Origin of the sequence: Cupriavidus sp. Met-2 (genome assembly GCF_049843575.1) — a bacterium.
In the GTDB taxonomy this organism is placed as follows: domain Bacteria; phylum Pseudomonadota; class Gammaproteobacteria; order Burkholderiales; family Burkholderiaceae; genus Cupriavidus; species Cupriavidus metallidurans.
Genome location: NZ_JBBHZL010000023.1, coordinates 14,205 through 30,009 on the forward strand (window position 1 = coordinate 14,205; position 15,805 = coordinate 30,009).

The 15,805-nt window shown below is 61.7% G+C and carries 8 protein-coding genes and 5 pseudogenes; 7 read left to right on the plus strand and 6 right to left on the minus strand.

What is annotated here, in order from left to right; genetic code table 11:
* Positions 1 to 100 precede the first annotated feature (100 nt).
* Together tnpC and WD006_RS28290 are read left to right on the plus strand one after the other, a co-directional pair.
* Positions 101 to 1,444, plus strand: a pseudogene (gene tnpC / locus WD006_RS28285) (IS66 family transposase); the annotation flags it as partial.
* Positions 1,445 to 1,479: 35 nt separating this feature from the next.
* A pseudogene (locus WD006_RS28290) lies at positions 1,480 to 1,596 on the plus strand (site-specific integrase); the annotation flags it as partial.
* A gap of 70 nt (positions 1,597 to 1,666) precedes the next feature.
* On the opposite strand, the gene WD006_RS28295 reads toward WD006_RS28290, so the two are convergent.
* The gene (locus tag WD006_RS28295) at positions 1,667 to 2,677 is read right to left on the minus strand and encodes an IS30-like element ISRme10 family transposase (RefSeq protein ID WP_011229360.1); all 1,011 of its coding nucleotides are present in this window, start codon (positions 2,675 to 2,677) and stop codon (positions 1,667 to 1,669) included.
* Positions 2,678 to 2,761: 84 nt separating this feature from the next.
* On the opposite strand from WD006_RS28295, the gene WD006_RS28300 reads away from it, so the two are divergent.
* The gene (locus WD006_RS28300; RefSeq protein ID WP_011229361.1) at positions 2,762 to 3,025 is read left to right on the plus strand and encodes a copper-binding protein; all 264 of its coding nucleotides are present in this window, start codon (positions 2,762 to 2,764) and stop codon (positions 3,023 to 3,025) included.
* A gap of 156 nt (positions 3,026 to 3,181) precedes the next feature.
* On the opposite strand, the pseudogene WD006_RS28305 reads toward WD006_RS28300, so the two are convergent.
* A pseudogene (locus tag WD006_RS28305) lies at positions 3,182 to 6,122 on the minus strand (Tn3 family transposase).
* 224 nt (positions 6,123 to 6,346) lie between these two features.
* On the opposite strand from WD006_RS28305, the pseudogene WD006_RS28310 reads away from it, so the two are divergent.
* Positions 6,347 to 6,763, plus strand: a pseudogene (locus tag WD006_RS28310) (tyrosine-type recombinase/integrase); the annotation flags it as partial.
* A 109-nt stretch (positions 6,764 to 6,872) separates the two neighbouring features.
* On the opposite strand, the gene WD006_RS28315 reads toward WD006_RS28310, so the two are convergent.
* The 3 genes from WD006_RS28315 to WD006_RS28325 all read right to left on the minus strand — a co-directional run bounded on the left by WD006_RS28315 (position 6,873) and on the right by WD006_RS28325 (position 11,378).
* A complete protein-coding gene (locus tag WD006_RS28315) occupies positions 6,873 to 7,325 on the minus strand; it encodes a hypothetical protein (RefSeq protein ID WP_017514739.1) in 453 nt (150 codons plus the stop codon).
* 580 nt (positions 7,326 to 7,905) lie between these two features.
* Positions 7,906 to 8,982, minus strand: a complete 1,077-nt coding sequence (gene lspA / locus WD006_RS28320) for a signal peptidase II (RefSeq protein ID WP_011229366.1) — start codon at positions 8,980 to 8,982, stop codon at positions 7,906 to 7,908.
* Complete coding sequence (locus tag WD006_RS28325) at positions 8,979 to 11,378, minus strand: heavy metal translocating P-type ATPase (protein WP_011229367.1); 2,400 nt, start codon at positions 11,376 to 11,378, stop codon at positions 8,979 to 8,981. The genes lspA and WD006_RS28325 overlap by 4 nt, the downstream gene beginning before the upstream one ends.
* An 86-nt stretch (positions 11,379 to 11,464) precedes the next feature.
* On the opposite strand from WD006_RS28325, the gene cadR reads away from it, so the two are divergent.
* From cadR to WD006_RS28340, 3 genes are all read left to right on the plus strand, one after another.
* Complete coding sequence (gene cadR / locus WD006_RS28330) at positions 11,465 to 11,902, plus strand: Cd(II)/Pb(II)-responsive transcriptional regulator (protein ID WP_008645748.1); 438 nt, start codon at positions 11,465 to 11,467, stop codon at positions 11,900 to 11,902.
* A 121-nt stretch (positions 11,903 to 12,023) separates the two neighbouring features.
* Positions 12,024 to 13,952 carry an FTR1 family protein gene (locus WD006_RS28335; protein ID WP_008645747.1) on the plus strand — a complete coding sequence of 643 codons (1,929 nt, stop codon included), beginning with the start codon at positions 12,024 to 12,026 and terminating at the stop codon, positions 13,950 to 13,952.
* A 298-nt stretch (positions 13,953 to 14,250) separates the two neighbouring features.
* Positions 14,251 to 15,429 carry an MFS transporter gene (locus WD006_RS28340; RefSeq protein ID WP_035832055.1) on the plus strand — a complete coding sequence of 393 codons (1,179 nt, stop codon included), beginning with the start codon at positions 14,251 to 14,253 and terminating at the stop codon, positions 15,427 to 15,429.
* A 173-nt stretch (positions 15,430 to 15,602) separates the two neighbouring features.
* Here WD006_RS28340 and WD006_RS28345 read toward each other — a convergent pair.
* Positions 15,603 to 15,805: pseudogene (locus tag WD006_RS28345) on the minus strand (FTR1 family iron permease); the annotation flags it as partial.

Sequence of the window (15,805 nt, forward strand, 5' to 3'; positions counted from 1 at the left end):
AATCCCGCAATAAGGGCCGCTTCGTCTGGACCGACGGTATGACGGCCATCGCGACGCCGCTGTGCCGAGAGCAACTGGATGCGCTGGTGCTGGGACATCTGCCCAGGCAAGCTTGCTGGAGGAAGCCCTCGATGCAGACCTTGAGGCAATCGAAGCCGAGCTCGAAGCACTGACTCCTTCATCCAGGTCGGAGCCCAAGGACAAGCCGAAGCGCCAAGCACTTCCACCCCAATTGCCTCGCACTGAGATCCGTCACGAGCCGGAGTCCGAGACTTGCACATGCGGCTGCGCGCTCAAGCGCATTGGCGAAGACGTCAGCGAGAAGCTGGACTACACCCCTGGCGTGTTCACGGTCGAACGTCATATCCGGGGCAAGTGGGTATGCGGTCAATGTGAGACTCTCACCCAGGCACCCGTTCCTCCGCACGTCATCGACAAGGGCATCCCCACCGCCGGCCTGCTGGCGCATACGCTGGTGTCCAAGTTCGGCGACCATCTCCCTCTGTACCGGCAAGAACGCATCTACGCAAGCGCCGGCCTGGCGATCCCGCAATCGACGCTGGGCGCGTGGGTCGGCATCTGCGGCGTGCGTCTGCAACCGCTGGTGGATGCACTGCAGGCGGAGGTATTGACCCAGAGCGTACTGCATGCCGACGAGACACCAGTGCAGATGCTCTCGCCAGGCGACGGCAAGACGCATCGCGCCTACCTGTGGGCCTACGCACCGAGCCAACTCTCGTCATTACGTGCGGTGATCTATCAGTTTGCCCCCAGCCGCAGCGGCGAACATGCCCGCGCATTCCGGCGGGGCTGGCTGGGCAAGCTGGTATGTGACGACTTCTCGGGCTACAAGGCCAGCTTCGGCGGCGGCATCGTCGAGATTGGGTGCATGGCTCACGCGCGTCGTAAGTACTTTGAGTTGCACGACAAGCACAAGAGCGAATTGGCTGGCCAGGCGCTGCGCTTCATTGCTGGGCTCTACGAGATCGAGCGAGAGGTGCGGGACGCCGAGCCAGAACTACGCCTGGAAGCGCGACAGCAGCGGGCCAGACCAATCCTGGATGCGCTGCATCTCTGGCTTAGTGAACAAAGGCGGAGGGTGCCCGACGGCGCGGCCATCGCGCGTGCCATCGACTACAGCCTCAAACGCTGGGCGGCGCTCGTGCGCTACGTTGAGGATCCAGCCGTGCCCATCGATAACAATCATATCGAAGGGCAAATACGGCCTATCGCTCTTGGATGATCGAACTGGCTGTTCGCGGGCTCACTGCGCGCTGGCCAGCGCGCAGCCGCAGTCATGAGTCTGATCCAGTCGGCGAAGCTCAATGGGCATGATCCGTACGCCTACCTGAAAGACGTGCTTACGCGACTGCCGACTCAGAAGACCGCCGACATCGCGGAGCTCCTGCCACATCGCTGGACTGCTTCCGTCCTTCCTGCGTAGCCCCGTCGAGACGGGTTCACCGGGCGCTTACTGTCGAACTGAGCGCTGTGCGCGACAACCTGCGCCACGCCTCAATTTCGACCACGTCCATCTACTTGCATACCGATGACGTCAAGCGGGCCCGGCAATTCGGCCAGGCATTCGCTACCTGAATCTCTTATTAAGGAGGGTGCCGTGAGTACGGAACGCGAGAAGATGGCAGCGCTGGCCGTGACAGCGGTTTCAAGTCTGAGATGCAACACCAGTTCGTAATTTGTTGATCTCTTCGGCCATGGCTTCGGCGGGAGTGGCGAAGTCGAGAACCGCCCGAGGGCGATAATTCAGCGCCTTCGGGACTCCGTTCAAGTACCCCTGCGAGAAGACCGATAGATCGTCGCCTTTCGGTAGATACTCCCGAACCAGTCCGTTCATGTTCTCGTTGCTTGGCCTCTGCCACGGACTGTGCGGGTCGGCAAAGAACACTTCGGTACTGACTCGCCTGGTCAGCTCTGCGTGATGCGCCATCTCTTTGCCCTGGTCGTAGGTCAGGCTCTTGCGAAGCGCCAGCGGCACCCGACGGAACTTCTTGGTCAACGCCTCCAGCGCTGCCTCCGCCCCGCAACCGTCCATCTTCGCCAACACCACGAAGCGCGTCTTGCGTTCCACCAGCGTCGCCACTGCGCTGCGATTGCCCGCGCCCTTGATCAGGTCGCCTTCCCAATGCCCAGGCACCAGCCGCTCGAACACCTCCTCGGGCCGCTCGTGGATCGAGCGCATATCCTGCAGCTTGCCTCGGCGATCGTTCCCCGCGCCCCGTGAACGACGCTCCTTGTGGGCCTTACGCAGGCTGCCGATTAGCTCGCGGCGCAGCTCACCGCGCGGCGTGGCGTAGATCACGCAGTAGATCGTCTCGTGGGACACATGGAACTCCGGCTGGTGGGCATACATGCGCCGGAGTCTGCCTGCAATCTGTTGCGGTGAATAGCCCACGCGCAGCCATGCTCTCACCAGCTTCAGCAGCGCCGTGCCTGCTGCCAGCTTGCGCGGCCCACGTCGACGCCTTCTCAGCGCCATACCCTGCGCGCTCGCAGCATCGTAGGAACGATGACCTCCGGCCCGGGCAACCTCGCGTGAAATAGTCGACGGACTTCGCCCCGCCACTCTCGCGACCTGACGCAGGCTGCACCCCTCGTTTAGCAGGCGATGACTACAGTTACGCTCTTCGATACCCAGTTGACTGTAGCTTTGTCCCATCCCAACACCCTAACATCAGGGTGTTGCACTTCATTCTAGAGACCGCCCCCTATAGGTGCTGCGCTACCCGGCACCGCCGCAACGATGGAAGGCATGGACATGACGCCGTCGGCGGGTGCAAAGAAGGCGCCTCAGCCTGTGCCCGCGGAAGTGCGGAAGATTGACGCGGCAACTGGAAAAATCACACTCAAGCATGGTCCCATCGCCAACCTGGGCATGTCTGCCATGACCATGGCTTTCCCGGTCAAGGACCCGGCCATGCTAAAGGGGCTGAAGGAAGGAGACCAGGTCTCGGCGACGTTCGATTCTGTCGACGGCAAGGCCACCGTTGTGGACCTGCGGAAATAGACTCGCTGTTGGCGGTCAAACGGTTTAGCTATAAAGGCTGCCGGAATGGCCGGCACGTCAGACGAAACAACCTGACAGGCCGGCCTCCACTTATCAGCTTAGGAGAAAGCCGTTCCGTATGGGAAGTTCCATCGGCTCAAAGACCTGTAAATGAGGTCATGCTGTACGCCAGGTCGACGGTACTGTCTGCACGCTTGTCGCATTCGGTGGTAGGCGGTGCGCGTAGCGTGCAATCGGAAAATCGAAAGTACCGCGCAAGTTGATACCTTCCAGACGAGTCGGAGCGATCTGGCGCAGGTCTTCGGCACGCATGGATTCTCCTCCGATGGCCTCTATCGCCTCTAGAGCCTCCTGCATGTGCAGCGTGTTCCAAGCCATCACGGCATTGGTCAACAGCGTCAACGAAGACGAGACCGCTGCCAGCGACGCATCGTGCCGAGCTAGTTCCAAGGGGATTTTTCCATAGTGGATGGCCCGCTGGACGGTGTGCACCGCCTCGCCGCGATTCAAGGCATGCTGCATCTCCTGGCGGAACGCGGTGTTGGTGAAATAGTCGACGAGGAAAATCGTACGGAATAGCCGTCCCAGGTGCACACCCGCCTCATACACGTGTTGCCCCCTTGCCGCCGCGCCAAAACGTGTAAGCGCCTGCACCGCCGTGCATTGGCCGGTCTGGACCGATGCCGCAATCCTGACCAGTTCATCCCAGGCAAGTTCGATCAATACCAGACGGACATCGGCGTCCGCTACTGCGGCCAGTTCTGGCGGCACTGCATGGCCTTTGGGTACATGCAGCCGGCGATCACGCAGATGAGAGAGTCGCGGGCAGAGATCGAAGCCGAGCAGCCGTGACAGACTCATGGCGAAGTCGGTGTAGCCGTGGGTATCAACGGCGAGCTGCGTTACGTCTTCCCCGCCATTCTGGCGAATCACGCCCTCGATGGCGGCGCCGGCTTGTCTCTCATTCAGGAGGATTGGCTGGTCGTAGAAAATGCCCCACCGGTCGCGGACATGGGTGTACATCCCAATCGAAGCGGTACGCCGACGTGGGTCAGCCCGCGCTTGCCAGACCGAGCGCGTCGTCTCCAGCGACATCATGTCGGAAGACGCCAACTCGGCGCGCCCCCAATGCCGGGCGATGGGATGCTGATGCATGAAAGCAAGCACTGAATCAGCGGCTTTACGCAGTTTCCGCTCGTCCGCGATACGATCGCATCATCTGACGAATCGCGCTTGGTGAAAGTTCCGGCACCATGCGAGCGAGGTCCGTCGCAGACATCGAGGTCCCGTGCGCGAGCACAGCGGCGTAGACCATGAGCAGCTCACTGCGAGAATACGGTTCTCGCCCCAGCAGAAGCCAACTGAAATGAGTGTGGCTGTCGATTTCCAGAAGAATTTCAGGCAGTTGTCCGTCTGGGTGCCGGTCAAATAGCGCACGCCGCAGGGCCTCAACCGAAGCTTCGGGCCGCTTCGCCTTTAATGGATCAACATGGATGGCGCTATCGATCCTTAGCTCGCCCCGCACGGCGGCATCGCGCAGCCGGGCGAGCCCCGCGTCGAGGTGCTCGACCACAGGTTCCAAAAATGCTCTTGCGTCCTGCGGCAGTTTGAGATGGCCATAGAAGTGGTTGCGCCGCGCCTGCCAATCCTGGCCGGAAATCAGCATGGTTGCTTGGCTGCGGAAGGCGAAGCTGTGATCCAGGAATACCGAGCCATTGCGTAGCGCCACCCGCAGGGCAAACAGCGTTCCCCATTCGAAGGCGGCCAGCGCTCGCTTACGGTCCTGCCCCTCCAGTACTGGCTGCCAGGCTCGCCCGAAGCGCACGGCAACCCGATTTGGTAGCCAATTAGCCTTCCGCGCATAGAGATTGTGCAAGATCTCCATTGCCTCTATCACTGGATGGGCGGACTGCGTGGCGAATGGCAGCTGGACCAGCCTGCCCAGCATGGCTCTCGCAAGCCGATGCCGCAACAGCAGTTGCTCTCGAATCATGCTGGCACGGCTTCGCAGGCGATGCTGGCTCGTTGCGGCGTCGGCCAAAGCATCCAATTGTTGGCAGAGCGTTTCTCGTGTGAGCGTGTCATCAGCGATGAGCCCTTTGACGGCTGCCGCAAATTCTCGCAGCTTGATTTCTGGATCCGGCCGGCCAGCGTCAATGAGCCGTCCTGCGTCGTTGACGGATTTGCGGATCCAGTGGCGCAGCATGGACGACATCTGGTCCGTGGCAGCACACAAGGCATAGCGCAAGAAGCAAGCAGACTCCAAGCGGCGGGATTGCTGCACCATGCGTTTGCTGACCGAGGCCGGTCGATTGGCGCAACGTCTCGCGTAGTGCCGTACCACCGCCTCATTGCAGACGGCCGGCCAGCGATGTTGGACGCCCAACTTGTACAGCCGCTCGATCTTGTCAAACAGCTCCCCCATTTGATGCGTGGAGCTGCGCAATGGAACCGCCCACAGCCATTGCTGCAGACTTGCTTGATTGCCTTCCGGACGAGGTAGCAATGCCCCCCAAGCGTCAAGCGATGCCTCGCCATATGCGAGCACCAACGCGTCAGTCAATGCCGCCTCGGAAACCTCCACGGCCTGGCTAATGAGGCGTTTCAGCGCACGGTCATGCGGGATCAGAACACGATGCTCGTACAGCCACCGCTTGAGCTCGTGCAGCATGTCACTGCGACTAGGTTGTCCCGCTAAGCGCTCTTTGAGCCAACGCGTCACGTAGCGTCGCTGATGCTCAGCCATCGGGCTGAAACCGAGCGCCTGATAGGCGAGCATCTGATGGTCCACCAGCGTGTCGGTGCGCCGGTCATAGAGGGCGCTCAGCGTGCCCATATCCGGTGGCGTGATGCCGAGTTGGGCGCCAACATATGCCCAGAGAAATTTCGGAACCTGCTTGGAGGCGTCAAGGGTGCGGCCCGTCATACGCACAAAGCCGATGTGGACGGCGCAGGCCAGCCGGTACAGCTGGCTGCGCCGTGCGTCGATCAGGGCGCGCTCCTTGGGAGAGAAAGTGAAGAAAGTGGCTAGCTCGAACTCGCTGAGCTCGCGCGGCATCTGTCGCATGCCGAGATACGCCAGTTGCCAGTGATCCATCGCGCTTTTCTCCCAAGCGGTAGACGGACCGCCGAGATTAACGGCAAGGACACGGAGACGCAATGAGCTGCCTGATACGTGCCTCGTGCGCCACGTATGACATTCAAAATCTTGAGTCAGTAACCCATTGATTTACATGACTATCGTGTTGGCCATTGCCCGGAAACCCGCATGAATACTCTGGGTCGCTATCCCGGCAAACTGCAGCAATATCAAGGGCACCCCTGATGGCCGAGTTTGCTCGCTATCGTGCGTTCCACGGCCTGCTGCCGATGCCGGCGCCCGGTGAGCTGAGCCCGGCCATCCTGAGCGTTGCCGGCGACGCGCAGCGGCACCTCACGCCGACAGCGGTCTATCTGATCGCGAAGGAAGTGTTCCGGCGGGCGGCCGCCGTGTTAGAGACGAGCGATCCGGTCGGCGCGGCGACGCTGGCGCGTGCCTCGACGCACTGGCTGCGCCATTCCGCGGCTTCGCACCAGGCCGACGCCGGCACCGATATCCGCTTTATCCAGAAGAACCTGCGGCATGCGTCGATTGAGACGACTGGCATCTACCTGCACGCCGAAGACGACCGACGCCATGCGCACACCGTGGGCGAGCAACAGGGTCAACCATTCACCGCGCCCGCTTCGCCACAGTAGGCGCTTATCGTCCCTGTCATTTGTGAGGCGCTCTGCCCCACCGGCTTGCGCTGGCGGCGCGCCGACGCCGGCATGCGCACCTACCAAAGCGCCGCGCTTGCGCAACTACCTACAGGCGTAGGCACCGTCGTTGCCCCAACGCCGCCTCATCGATCGCGCGCGCCAAAGCTCGTGTCGGAACCCATTGGCCCCCTTGCGCAATGAATCGCGCGGACGCGTCAACGACGGGTTGCTTGCTCTCATCCACGGATGCGGCGAAGACGGGGGCAACGACCGACTCCGCGAGCGCAAATTGCTGCTTTTCGAATGCCCCTGGATCGAGGCAACCTTCGGCATCGAACGTGAGAATGGAAAACGTCGTTCGAACGACGCGCACTGGCTCTCTGGCCACCAGTTCGACGACCACATCGGCCATGCGTGCGCGTTGCCCGGCAAAAGTGGACAAGCAGTGGTTGGCCGGCTCCCGCAACATCCGCTGGAATTTGGTGGTTGGCAGCTGCCAGAGAGTATCGTCACGGGCAATGAGAAACTTTCGGCAAGAAAACCCCATAGCTGCCCCCATGGACTTTGAGATTCCACAATGTCTCGTCCCGCTCGGACGGTTCTCCCCGCACATCGTACACCGAGAGCATGACCGGGACTTGCGCTGTGACGAAGGTCGCTTCCCGGCCAGAAGCCCCCCTGGCTCCCTCGCATGAAAGCCGCCATTCCGTGCCGTTTTCGCCCCCGATGTCGCGCGTCGCCTGCCAACGAAATCATGCAAGTTTTGGGTTGTAGGGCGGCGCCTCGCGCCAGACGTCGTTGCAAATCAGCCAAATACACTGGCATCATGGGTGTTCGGCTACTGTCTCTTATGCGGTTGCGACCATGCTCCACGACCAGATCGTTGACATCCTCCTGAGTAGGGCGTCCACTCCCGAACAACTGAGTGCGCCGAGCTGTCCAGGCGTGTATGCATTCTTTCTCAATTGCCAAGATGCGATCGCCCCTTTTGAGGTGCCGACCAACGGGCTTATCTACATTGGCAAGTCGGCGAATCTGGCACAGCGCGAGTTCGACGCAACCTGAGTTCGAACAACACGGGCTTCTCGACGGTGCGGCGCTCGATTGGCGCGATCCTCCATTGCAAGGAATAGTAGTGGCTACGCCGTGGAATTTGCTCGGATTTGCCCGCCGCGACGCCGCGTAGCCACGATCAAGCAGACCGCACCGACCGTGATCGCCACGTCGGCCAGGTTGAATGCAGGCCAATGTGTCCCTCGCCAGTGGAAATCGAGGAAATCCACCACAGCTCCCCGCAAGAGGCGATCTGCAGCGTTACCCAACGCACCACCCAAGATCAAGCAATAGCCAGCCGCCTCCCATCTCGGCGCGCCCCTGCGAAGCTGGTCAATTAGCCACAGCGAAATGCACATCGCAAGCGCGGCAAAACCGACACGCGCCCAGACGCCAGCGCCCGCCAGCAGGCTAAACGCCGCACCGTTGTTCCTGACATGCACAAGATTGAAAAATGGGGTAATGCCGACTTGCTCGCCATACCCAAAGAGCTGTGAGATGACGGTCTTTGCAAGTTGATCGCCTAGTAGCACCGCGGCTGCCAAGGCGTACCAGGCACCGCTTGCACGCGTCGCCATTGTCCTGATTGCGCCCGGCAGCATCCTCACCAGGAAGCCAGCGAGCATCAGGCTAACGGTGGCGATCCCCCAGCCGGCCAGCACATCGGCGGGGAAGTGCATGCCTGCAGCAATGCGCGACCAGCCGACCAGCACGACATAGACAATCAAAGCCAGTCTCCGGCGAATGCCCAGCAGCGGCCACAACGCCCCGGCAACCAGTGCGGCGTACGTGGAGTGGCCGCTCGGTAGGCTGTAGCGCTCCTCCACCGTGCCGAGCACATGATCCAACTGGCCAAACACTGCCGCCGGGCGCGGGAAATCGAGCCCGAGCTTCAAGCATGAGGCGATTGCAAATGCGATCCCGAAGCCGACTACAAATTGAAGAAGCTGACAGCGAATCGCCATGGTGCGCCTAGCCTCTGCCGTTGAACTTGACCATGCCCACAGCCCAAGCACGACCACGGGCGCTGTCCAGTAGTTGCCCAGGACATTGCTGAAGAGCCAGGCAAGCGGCATCAGGAACGCCGGCGTGGCCGCGTTGATAAGCTGAAAGAGTGCACCGTTCAAGCCGCCCCAGTCGTAAAAAATGGCCTTCCAGCTCATCGACGCAACAGCCTCAATCCATTGCCGACCACCAGCAGGCTGGCGCCCATGTCGGCGAACACGGCCATCCACATCGTGGCCTGGCCAGTGAAGGTGAGCACCAGGAACACCGCCTTGATGCCGAGCGCCAGAGCGATGTTCTGCTTCAGGACGCTGGCGGTGGCACGGGACAGCCGCACGAACGTCGGCAGCTTGCGCAGATCGTCGTCCATCAACGCCACGTCGGCAGTTTCGATCGCCGTGTCGGTTCCTGCCGCGCCCATCGCAAAGCCAATGTCCGCTCGCGCCAACGCCGGCGCATCGTTAATGCCGTCGCCCACCATGCCAGTCTTCCCGTCCGTTGACAGTTGTTCGACTTCCCGCAGCTTGTCTTCGGGCAGCAGATTGCCCCGACTGCGGTCAATGCCGACCTGGCCAGCAATTGCCGTGGCGGTATGCGGATTGTCGCCCGTCAGCATCATCGTTTTGACACCCAAGGTGTGCAAATCGGCAATGGCTTGACGGCTATTCTCCTTCACTGTGTCGGCCACTGCGAACAACGCCTGCACCCCCTCTGGTCCGACCAGCATTACAACGGTCTTGCCTTCGGCCTCAAGCGCAGCGAGCCGCGATTCGAGTTCTGGCGAACAGACGCCCAGTTCCTCGACCAGCCGGTGGTTGCCCAGATGGTAGGAGTGGTCATCGACGCTGCCACGCACCCCACGGCCAGGCAATGCCGCGAAATCGGCGACGTCGCAAGGTATCAATCCTTCACCTTCGGCGGCGCGCGCCACCGCCAGGGACACTGGGTGATCCGAGCGGGCAGCCAGGCTCGCAGCCAGCAGCCTGGATGTGGCCGGATTGGCGTCGCCCCACACCACGAAATCGGTCAGGGCGGGCTTGCCGTGCGTGATGGTGCCAGTCTTGTCCAAGGCCAACCACTTCAGCTTGCGCCCCTCTTCCAGATAGACGCCGCCTTTGATGAGGATGCCATGCCGCGCGGCCGCGGCCAGGCCGCTGACAATGCTCACCGGCGTGGAAATCACCAGAGCGCAGGGGCAGGCGATCACCAGCAGGACCAGGGCCTTGTAGATCCAGTCCAGCCACGGTCCACCGAACACCAACGGGGGTAGAACCGCCACCGCCAAGGCCACGGCGAATACGACGGGTGTGTAGAGGCGGGCAAACTGGTCGACGAAGCGCTGCGTCGGTGCGCGGCTTCCCTGGGCCGCTTCGACGGCGTGAATGATGCGCGCCAATGTTGACGCGTTGGCTGCCGCCGTGACGCGGAATTCGAATGAGCCGGACTCGTTGATCGTGCCAGCGAACACAGGATCGCCCTCGATCTTTTCGACCGGCAGGCTCTCGCCGGTAATCGGTGCCTGGTTGACGGTGGAGCGCCCCTCAATGACCTGACCGTCGAGGGCGATGCGTTCACCAGGTTTGACTCGAATCCGGCTACCAACTGCGACGGCCTTGGCATCCACCTCGGCCCAACTGCCGTCAGCTTGCTGAATCAGTGCGGTATCCGGTGCGAGATCCATCAGGCCGCGAATGGCGTTGCGGGCGCGATCCAGCGACTTGGCCTCGATGACTTCGGCCAGCGCAAAAAGCACCATCACCATCGCCGCCTCGGGCCAATGACCAATCAGCATGGCGCCAGTGACCGCAATGGACATCAGCGCATTCATGTTCAGGTTGCGATTCCTGAGCGCGATCCAGCCCCTCTTATAGGTGGTGAGGCCACCAGTGAAGATGGCCGCCAGCGCCAGCGCGACCACGCCCCAATGGTTGCCACCATGGAGCCAGTACACGACCTCCGCCAGCGTCGCGGCCACCCCTGACACCGCAAGCGGCCACCAGTTCGTGCGCGCGGGCCCCGGTGCCTCGGCCGCTGCGGGGGCACCGGCGCTGCGCACTTCGGCGTCGAAGCCGAGTGATTTCAGGGCTGTAAGCACGTGGGATAGCGTGTCAGCCGCATGCCAGACGTGCAGCGTCCGCTGCACCAGATTGAACTCGAGGCTGGCGACGCCAGGTATGCCGGCAAGCTTGCTGCGAATCAGCGCCTCCTCGGTCGGGCAATCCATCTGGTGGATGGCCAGTACCGTATTTTGCAGGGGCGTTGCTTCGTCCATGCGAACCGCCCGCATCCCGATGGCCGATAGCGCCTCCTCGATAGGGCCCGGTGACGCCATCTGGTGGCTAACGGCTAGCGTTCGCTGCATCAAATTGAACTCAAGTCCTCCCACGCCGGGCAGTTTCGCGAGCTTGTCGCGAATCAGCGCCTCTTCGGTCGGACAGTCCATGTTTTCGATTCGGTAGCGCGCCTGCTTCAGCCCCGCGCCAACCGTGCTCGGTTCTGGGTTGCGCGTCGCAACGGAAGCGCAGCCACATCCCTTCGAGCCACATTCGCTCATGGCAACCCCTTGTGTGTATTCATCTCGCGTTGCCGATTTAACACCCTCTAGTTACTATAGAGTCAAGACATCTCCCATCCGACGCCATGAATATCCAGATCGGCGAGCTTGCCAAGCGCACCGCATGCCCGGTGGTGACCATTCGCTTCTACGAACAAGAAGGGCTGTTGCCGCCGCCGGGCCGCAGCCGGGGGAATTTTCGCCTGTATGGCGAGGAGCACGTGGAGCGCTTGCAGTTCATTCGTCACTGCCGGTCTCTGGATATGCCGTTGAGCGACGTACGGACCTTATTGAGTTACCGGAAGCGGCCCGACCAGGATTGCGGTGAAGTCAATATGCTCTTGGATGAGCACATCCGTCAGGTCGAATCTCGGATCGGAGCTTTGCTCGAACTGAAGCACCATTTGGTGGAACTGCGCGAAGCCTGTTCTGGTGCCAGGCCCGCCCAATCGTGCGGGATTCTGCAGGGACTGTCGGACTGCGTGTGTGATACGCGGGGGACCACCGCCCATCCAAGCGACTAGGTGGGCATCCCTGGCGCCGTACTTCGTCTCCTGCATTTGGATAGTGGCATCGTGCCGGCAAATAGAATTACAATCATTCGCATTTGTACGCGAAATCGCTGTTCTGCCGGTAAGGCCTCCCATGCAAGCCCTGCGTCTCCTTTCGATTGTTCTGCTCTCTCTGTTCGTGACGGTCTCGACCGCACAGGCAGATCCTCTCGCCACGCAAGACAAGGCCAAGCAAATCTGGCAAGTACTGGACTACCTTGCTGTCGACTATGGCCGGTCCGTCAAGGATGGCCACGTCGCCAACGAAGCCGAGTATGCCGAGATGCAGGAGTTCGCGCAGGCCGCTGAACGGCAGCTAACCGAGTTGCCGCCGACGCCAGCCGCGCCAGAGTTGGCCAAGGAAGCGGCGGCGTTGCGCGCATCCATTGCAGAAAAGGCCCCGCCCGAATCAGTCGGCGAGCAAGCTCGCAAACTGGCCGGCGGACTCCTCGCAGCCTATCCGGTCCCGATGGCCCCCGGCAAGCTGCCCGATCTGCAACAAGGGGCAAAGCTGTATCAAAGCCAATGTGCTTCGTGCCACGGCGTTTCCGGGCACGCGGACGGCCCACTAGCTGCAAAGCTGAGCCCGCCACCGATCGCCCTGGCTGATCACGAGCGCGCCCAGGAGCGCAGCGTCTTTGCCCTACAGCAAATCATCACGCGCGGGGTAGAAGGGACGTCGATGCCGGCATTTGCTCAACTCTCGGACGAGGAACGCTGGGCGCTCGCCTATTTTGCCTCGACCCTTTCGTATTCGGATGCCGACCGCCAGGCCGGCGCCAAGCTGTGGACCTCTCAACCGGCTCTCCACGCAGCCGTGCCCACGCTGGCCTTGTTAAGCCAGACCTCCGAGGCTGCGCTCGCCAAGACCGTCGGGGCGGATGCCGCTCGCCAACTGACCGCGTACCTCAGGAGCACGCCGGGCTCGGTCACCGCGTCAAGCACCGACAGCCTGATGATCGCCAGAGACAAGCTGAAGGAAAGCTTGGCCACCCTGGACAAGGGCGACAGGCAGTTGGCTTCGCGGCTGGCGTTGTCTGCCTATCTCGACGGCTTCGAGCCCGTCGAGCCGGCGCTGGCTGCCAAGAACCAGGCGCTGTTCCAGGATATCGAGAAGACGATGGGGCTCTATCGCAATGCTGTGACAGCGGGCCAGGTGGAACGCGCCCATGAAATTGCGCAGAAGTTGCAATCGCAGCTTGACGACGCACAGGAGGCGCTGGGCGGCACCAATGACGCCATATCGACCTTCCTCGGCGCCCTGACAATCCTGCTACGAGAAGGGCTTGAAGCCCTGTTGGTGGTCGTCGCGATGATGGCGTTCCTGAAGAAAGCGGATCGCACCGATGTCCTGCCCTACGTGCATGCAGGCTGGGTTACTGCGCTGGCGGCCGGTGGGCTGACCTGGGCGGTAGCCACCTATGTCGTCGACCTGAGTGGCGCCAGTCGCGAGATGACGGAAGGTTTTTCCGCAGTGTTTGCCGCAATCGTGTTGCTTGGCGTGGGCATGTGGATGCACCAGAAGAGTCTTGCGGGTCGCTGGCAGGCCTATGTGAAGGCGAAGCTGTCCTCGGCATTGAACAAGAAATCAGCGCTGATGCTGTTCCTGCTGTCGTTCGTGACCGTCTATCGAGAAGTGTTTGAAACAGTCCTCTTTTACGCTGCCCTGTGGACAGAGGGCAACGGTGTATTTTTGCTCGCAGGACTTGCGTCGGGTATCGCCATCCTGGCCGCGATCGCCATCGTGCTCCTGCGCTCCACGGCGCGCCTGCCGATTGGTCAGTTCTTTGCCTTCAGCTCAGCATTGGTCGGCGTGTTGGCGGTCGTTCTGATTGGTAAAGGCATAGCTGCGCTTCAGAAAGTCGGCTTCCTACAAGTTACGCCGATCTCCATGCCTCGTATCGACGTCCTGGGCATTTATCCGTCCGTCCAGACCGTCGTAGCGCAAGTCCTGATTCTGCTCATTATCGCCGCAAGCGTCGTCTACAATTTGCGGTCGCACCGGCCATCTACCCAGGTGTAACGCCGCCAATGCGGCTCCGCGCTGGGGAGAACCGTCTCCTCGGCTCGGCTTGCCTGCCGTGGGCCGTGGAGCGCCTCACCGGCGTAACATCTCGCCAATTCTGGCGCCTCCCCGATAGCAAGCGAGCGCGAGGTGCCCCTAAACTGGGTGAATTCATTCGAGCGCCCGATTTAACCGTGCGGCTCCCGTGCGTCTTGCATGGGCTCAAGCATCGTCCCGGCGTCAACCTTGCCTCATAGAAATCGCCGTGACCGCATCCCATCGCACCACGTTATGCCAGATCCCGCCTGCGATCTGGATGTTGGGCTTTGTCAGCCTGCTGATGGATCTTTCGTCGGAGATCATACATAGCCTGCTCCCCATCTTTATGGTGACGGCGCTTGGCGCCAGCGCCTTCGACGTTGGACTCATTGAAGGCTTCGCCGAGGCGACCGCCCTGATGGTAAAGGTCTTCTCGGGGGCGTTCAGCGACTACCTCGGCAAGCGCAAATGGCTCGCGGTACTGGGCTATGCGCTTGGCGCGGTGTCCAAGCCATTCTTCGCACTGGCGCCCGGCGTGGGAACCGTACTGGCGGCGCGTCTCACGGACCGAATCGGCAAGGGCATTCGCGGCGCCCCTCGCGATGCGCTGGTCGCGGACATCGCACCGCCGCACCTCCGGGGCGCCGCCTTCGGCCTAAGACAATCGCTGGACACCGTGGGAGCCTTTCTCGGGCCGCTGAGTGCTATCGGCCTGATGTATCTGTGGGCGAATAATTTCAGGGCCGTCTTCTGGGTGGCAGTCATCCCAGGCATCCTCTCAGTCTTGCTGCTGATGCTCGGGGTGCGAGAGCCCCACACCCATGTCGACGCCAAGCGAACCAACCCCATCAAGTGGGCAAACCTTGTTCGTCTTGGACGATCGTACTGGCAAGTGGTCGCGATTGGGGCGCTGTTCATGCTGGCTCGGTTCAGCGAGGCGTTTCTGGTGCTGCGCGCCCAACAGGTCGGTTTGCCTCTGTACTTGGCGCCCCTCGTGCTGGTCGCGATGAACGTGGTGTATTCCCTGTCGGCCTATCCCTTTGGCAAGCTGTCCGATAGTCTGCCTCATACCACGCTGTTGGCATGGGGTCTGGTGGCCCTTATTCTCGCCGACCTCGTGCTGGCGATAGGCGCGTACTGGGCGGTAATGCTGGCCGGCGTGGCGCTATGGGGGCTGCATATGGGCATGACCCAGGGACTGCTTGCCACCATGGTAGCCGACACCGCGCCCGAAGATCTGCGAGGCACGGCGTTCGGCTTCTTTAATCTGGCGAGCGGGCTGGCGCTTCTCATTGCCAGCGCGTTGGCCGGCTTGCTTTGGGACCGGCTCGGAGCAGCCTTCACGTTCTATGCAGGTGCGGCTTTTTGCGCGGTCACCATTGCGCTGATCTTTGTCGCTCAGCGTGACACGCCGCAAGTGGCAGGCCAAGGGTCGGGCAGCGATCATGGCCGCTGATGACCACGATCCACATGATCGCCTCTCCGCGCTTCACGCCCGGCAGGTTGCCGCGATTTCTTTCGTCCCGCACGTGCCCACCGGGCTGCGTCCGGTGGCCCCTCCGCGATTTCGTCTACCAGTCGACGCAGCCTGCAGCGGGCAGCCTTCGCGCTATCCGCACCTCGCACGGCTCAGACTTTTTCGGGCGGCCCCGAACCTCTTCGGCCTGACAGCCACGCAAAGCCAAGGAAGGCCAACGGCGCAAGCACCAGGCTGTAGCTCAGCCAGGCACCGTAGATCCCGTTGGGACCGTACGGTTCTGTCATGTCATGCCAGTATCGATTATCGACAAACGGCAATGCGCCGGCCTCGGAGAATTCGTGCAGCGCATAGA

Excerpts from the sequence above, each read along its gene's own strand:
- WD006_RS28295 (WP_011229360.1), bottom strand. The coding sequence starts at position 2,677 with ATGGGACAAAGCTACAGTCAACTGGGTATCGAAGAGCGTAACTGTAGT.
- WD006_RS28300 (WP_011229361.1), top strand. The coding sequence starts at position 2,762 with ATGGAAGGCATGGACATGACGCCGTCGGCGGGTGCAAAGAAGGCGCCT.
- WD006_RS28315 (WP_017514739.1), bottom strand. The coding sequence starts at position 7,325 with ATGGGGGCAGCTATGGGGTTTTCTTGCCGAAAGTTTCTCATTGCCCGT.
- lspA (WP_011229366.1), bottom strand. The coding sequence starts at position 8,982 with ATGAGCTGGAAGGCCATTTTTTACGACTGGGGCGGCTTGAACGGTGCA.
- WD006_RS28325 (WP_011229367.1), bottom strand. The coding sequence starts at position 11,378 with ATGAGCGAATGTGGCTCGAAGGGATGTGGCTGCGCTTCCGTTGCGACG.
- cadR (WP_008645748.1), top strand. The coding sequence starts at position 11,465 with ATGAATATCCAGATCGGCGAGCTTGCCAAGCGCACCGCATGCCCGGTG.
- WD006_RS28335 (WP_008645747.1), top strand. The coding sequence starts at position 12,024 with ATGCAAGCCCTGCGTCTCCTTTCGATTGTTCTGCTCTCTCTGTTCGTG.
- WD006_RS28340 (WP_035832055.1), top strand. The coding sequence starts at position 14,251 with ATGTTGGGCTTTGTCAGCCTGCTGATGGATCTTTCGTCGGAGATCATA.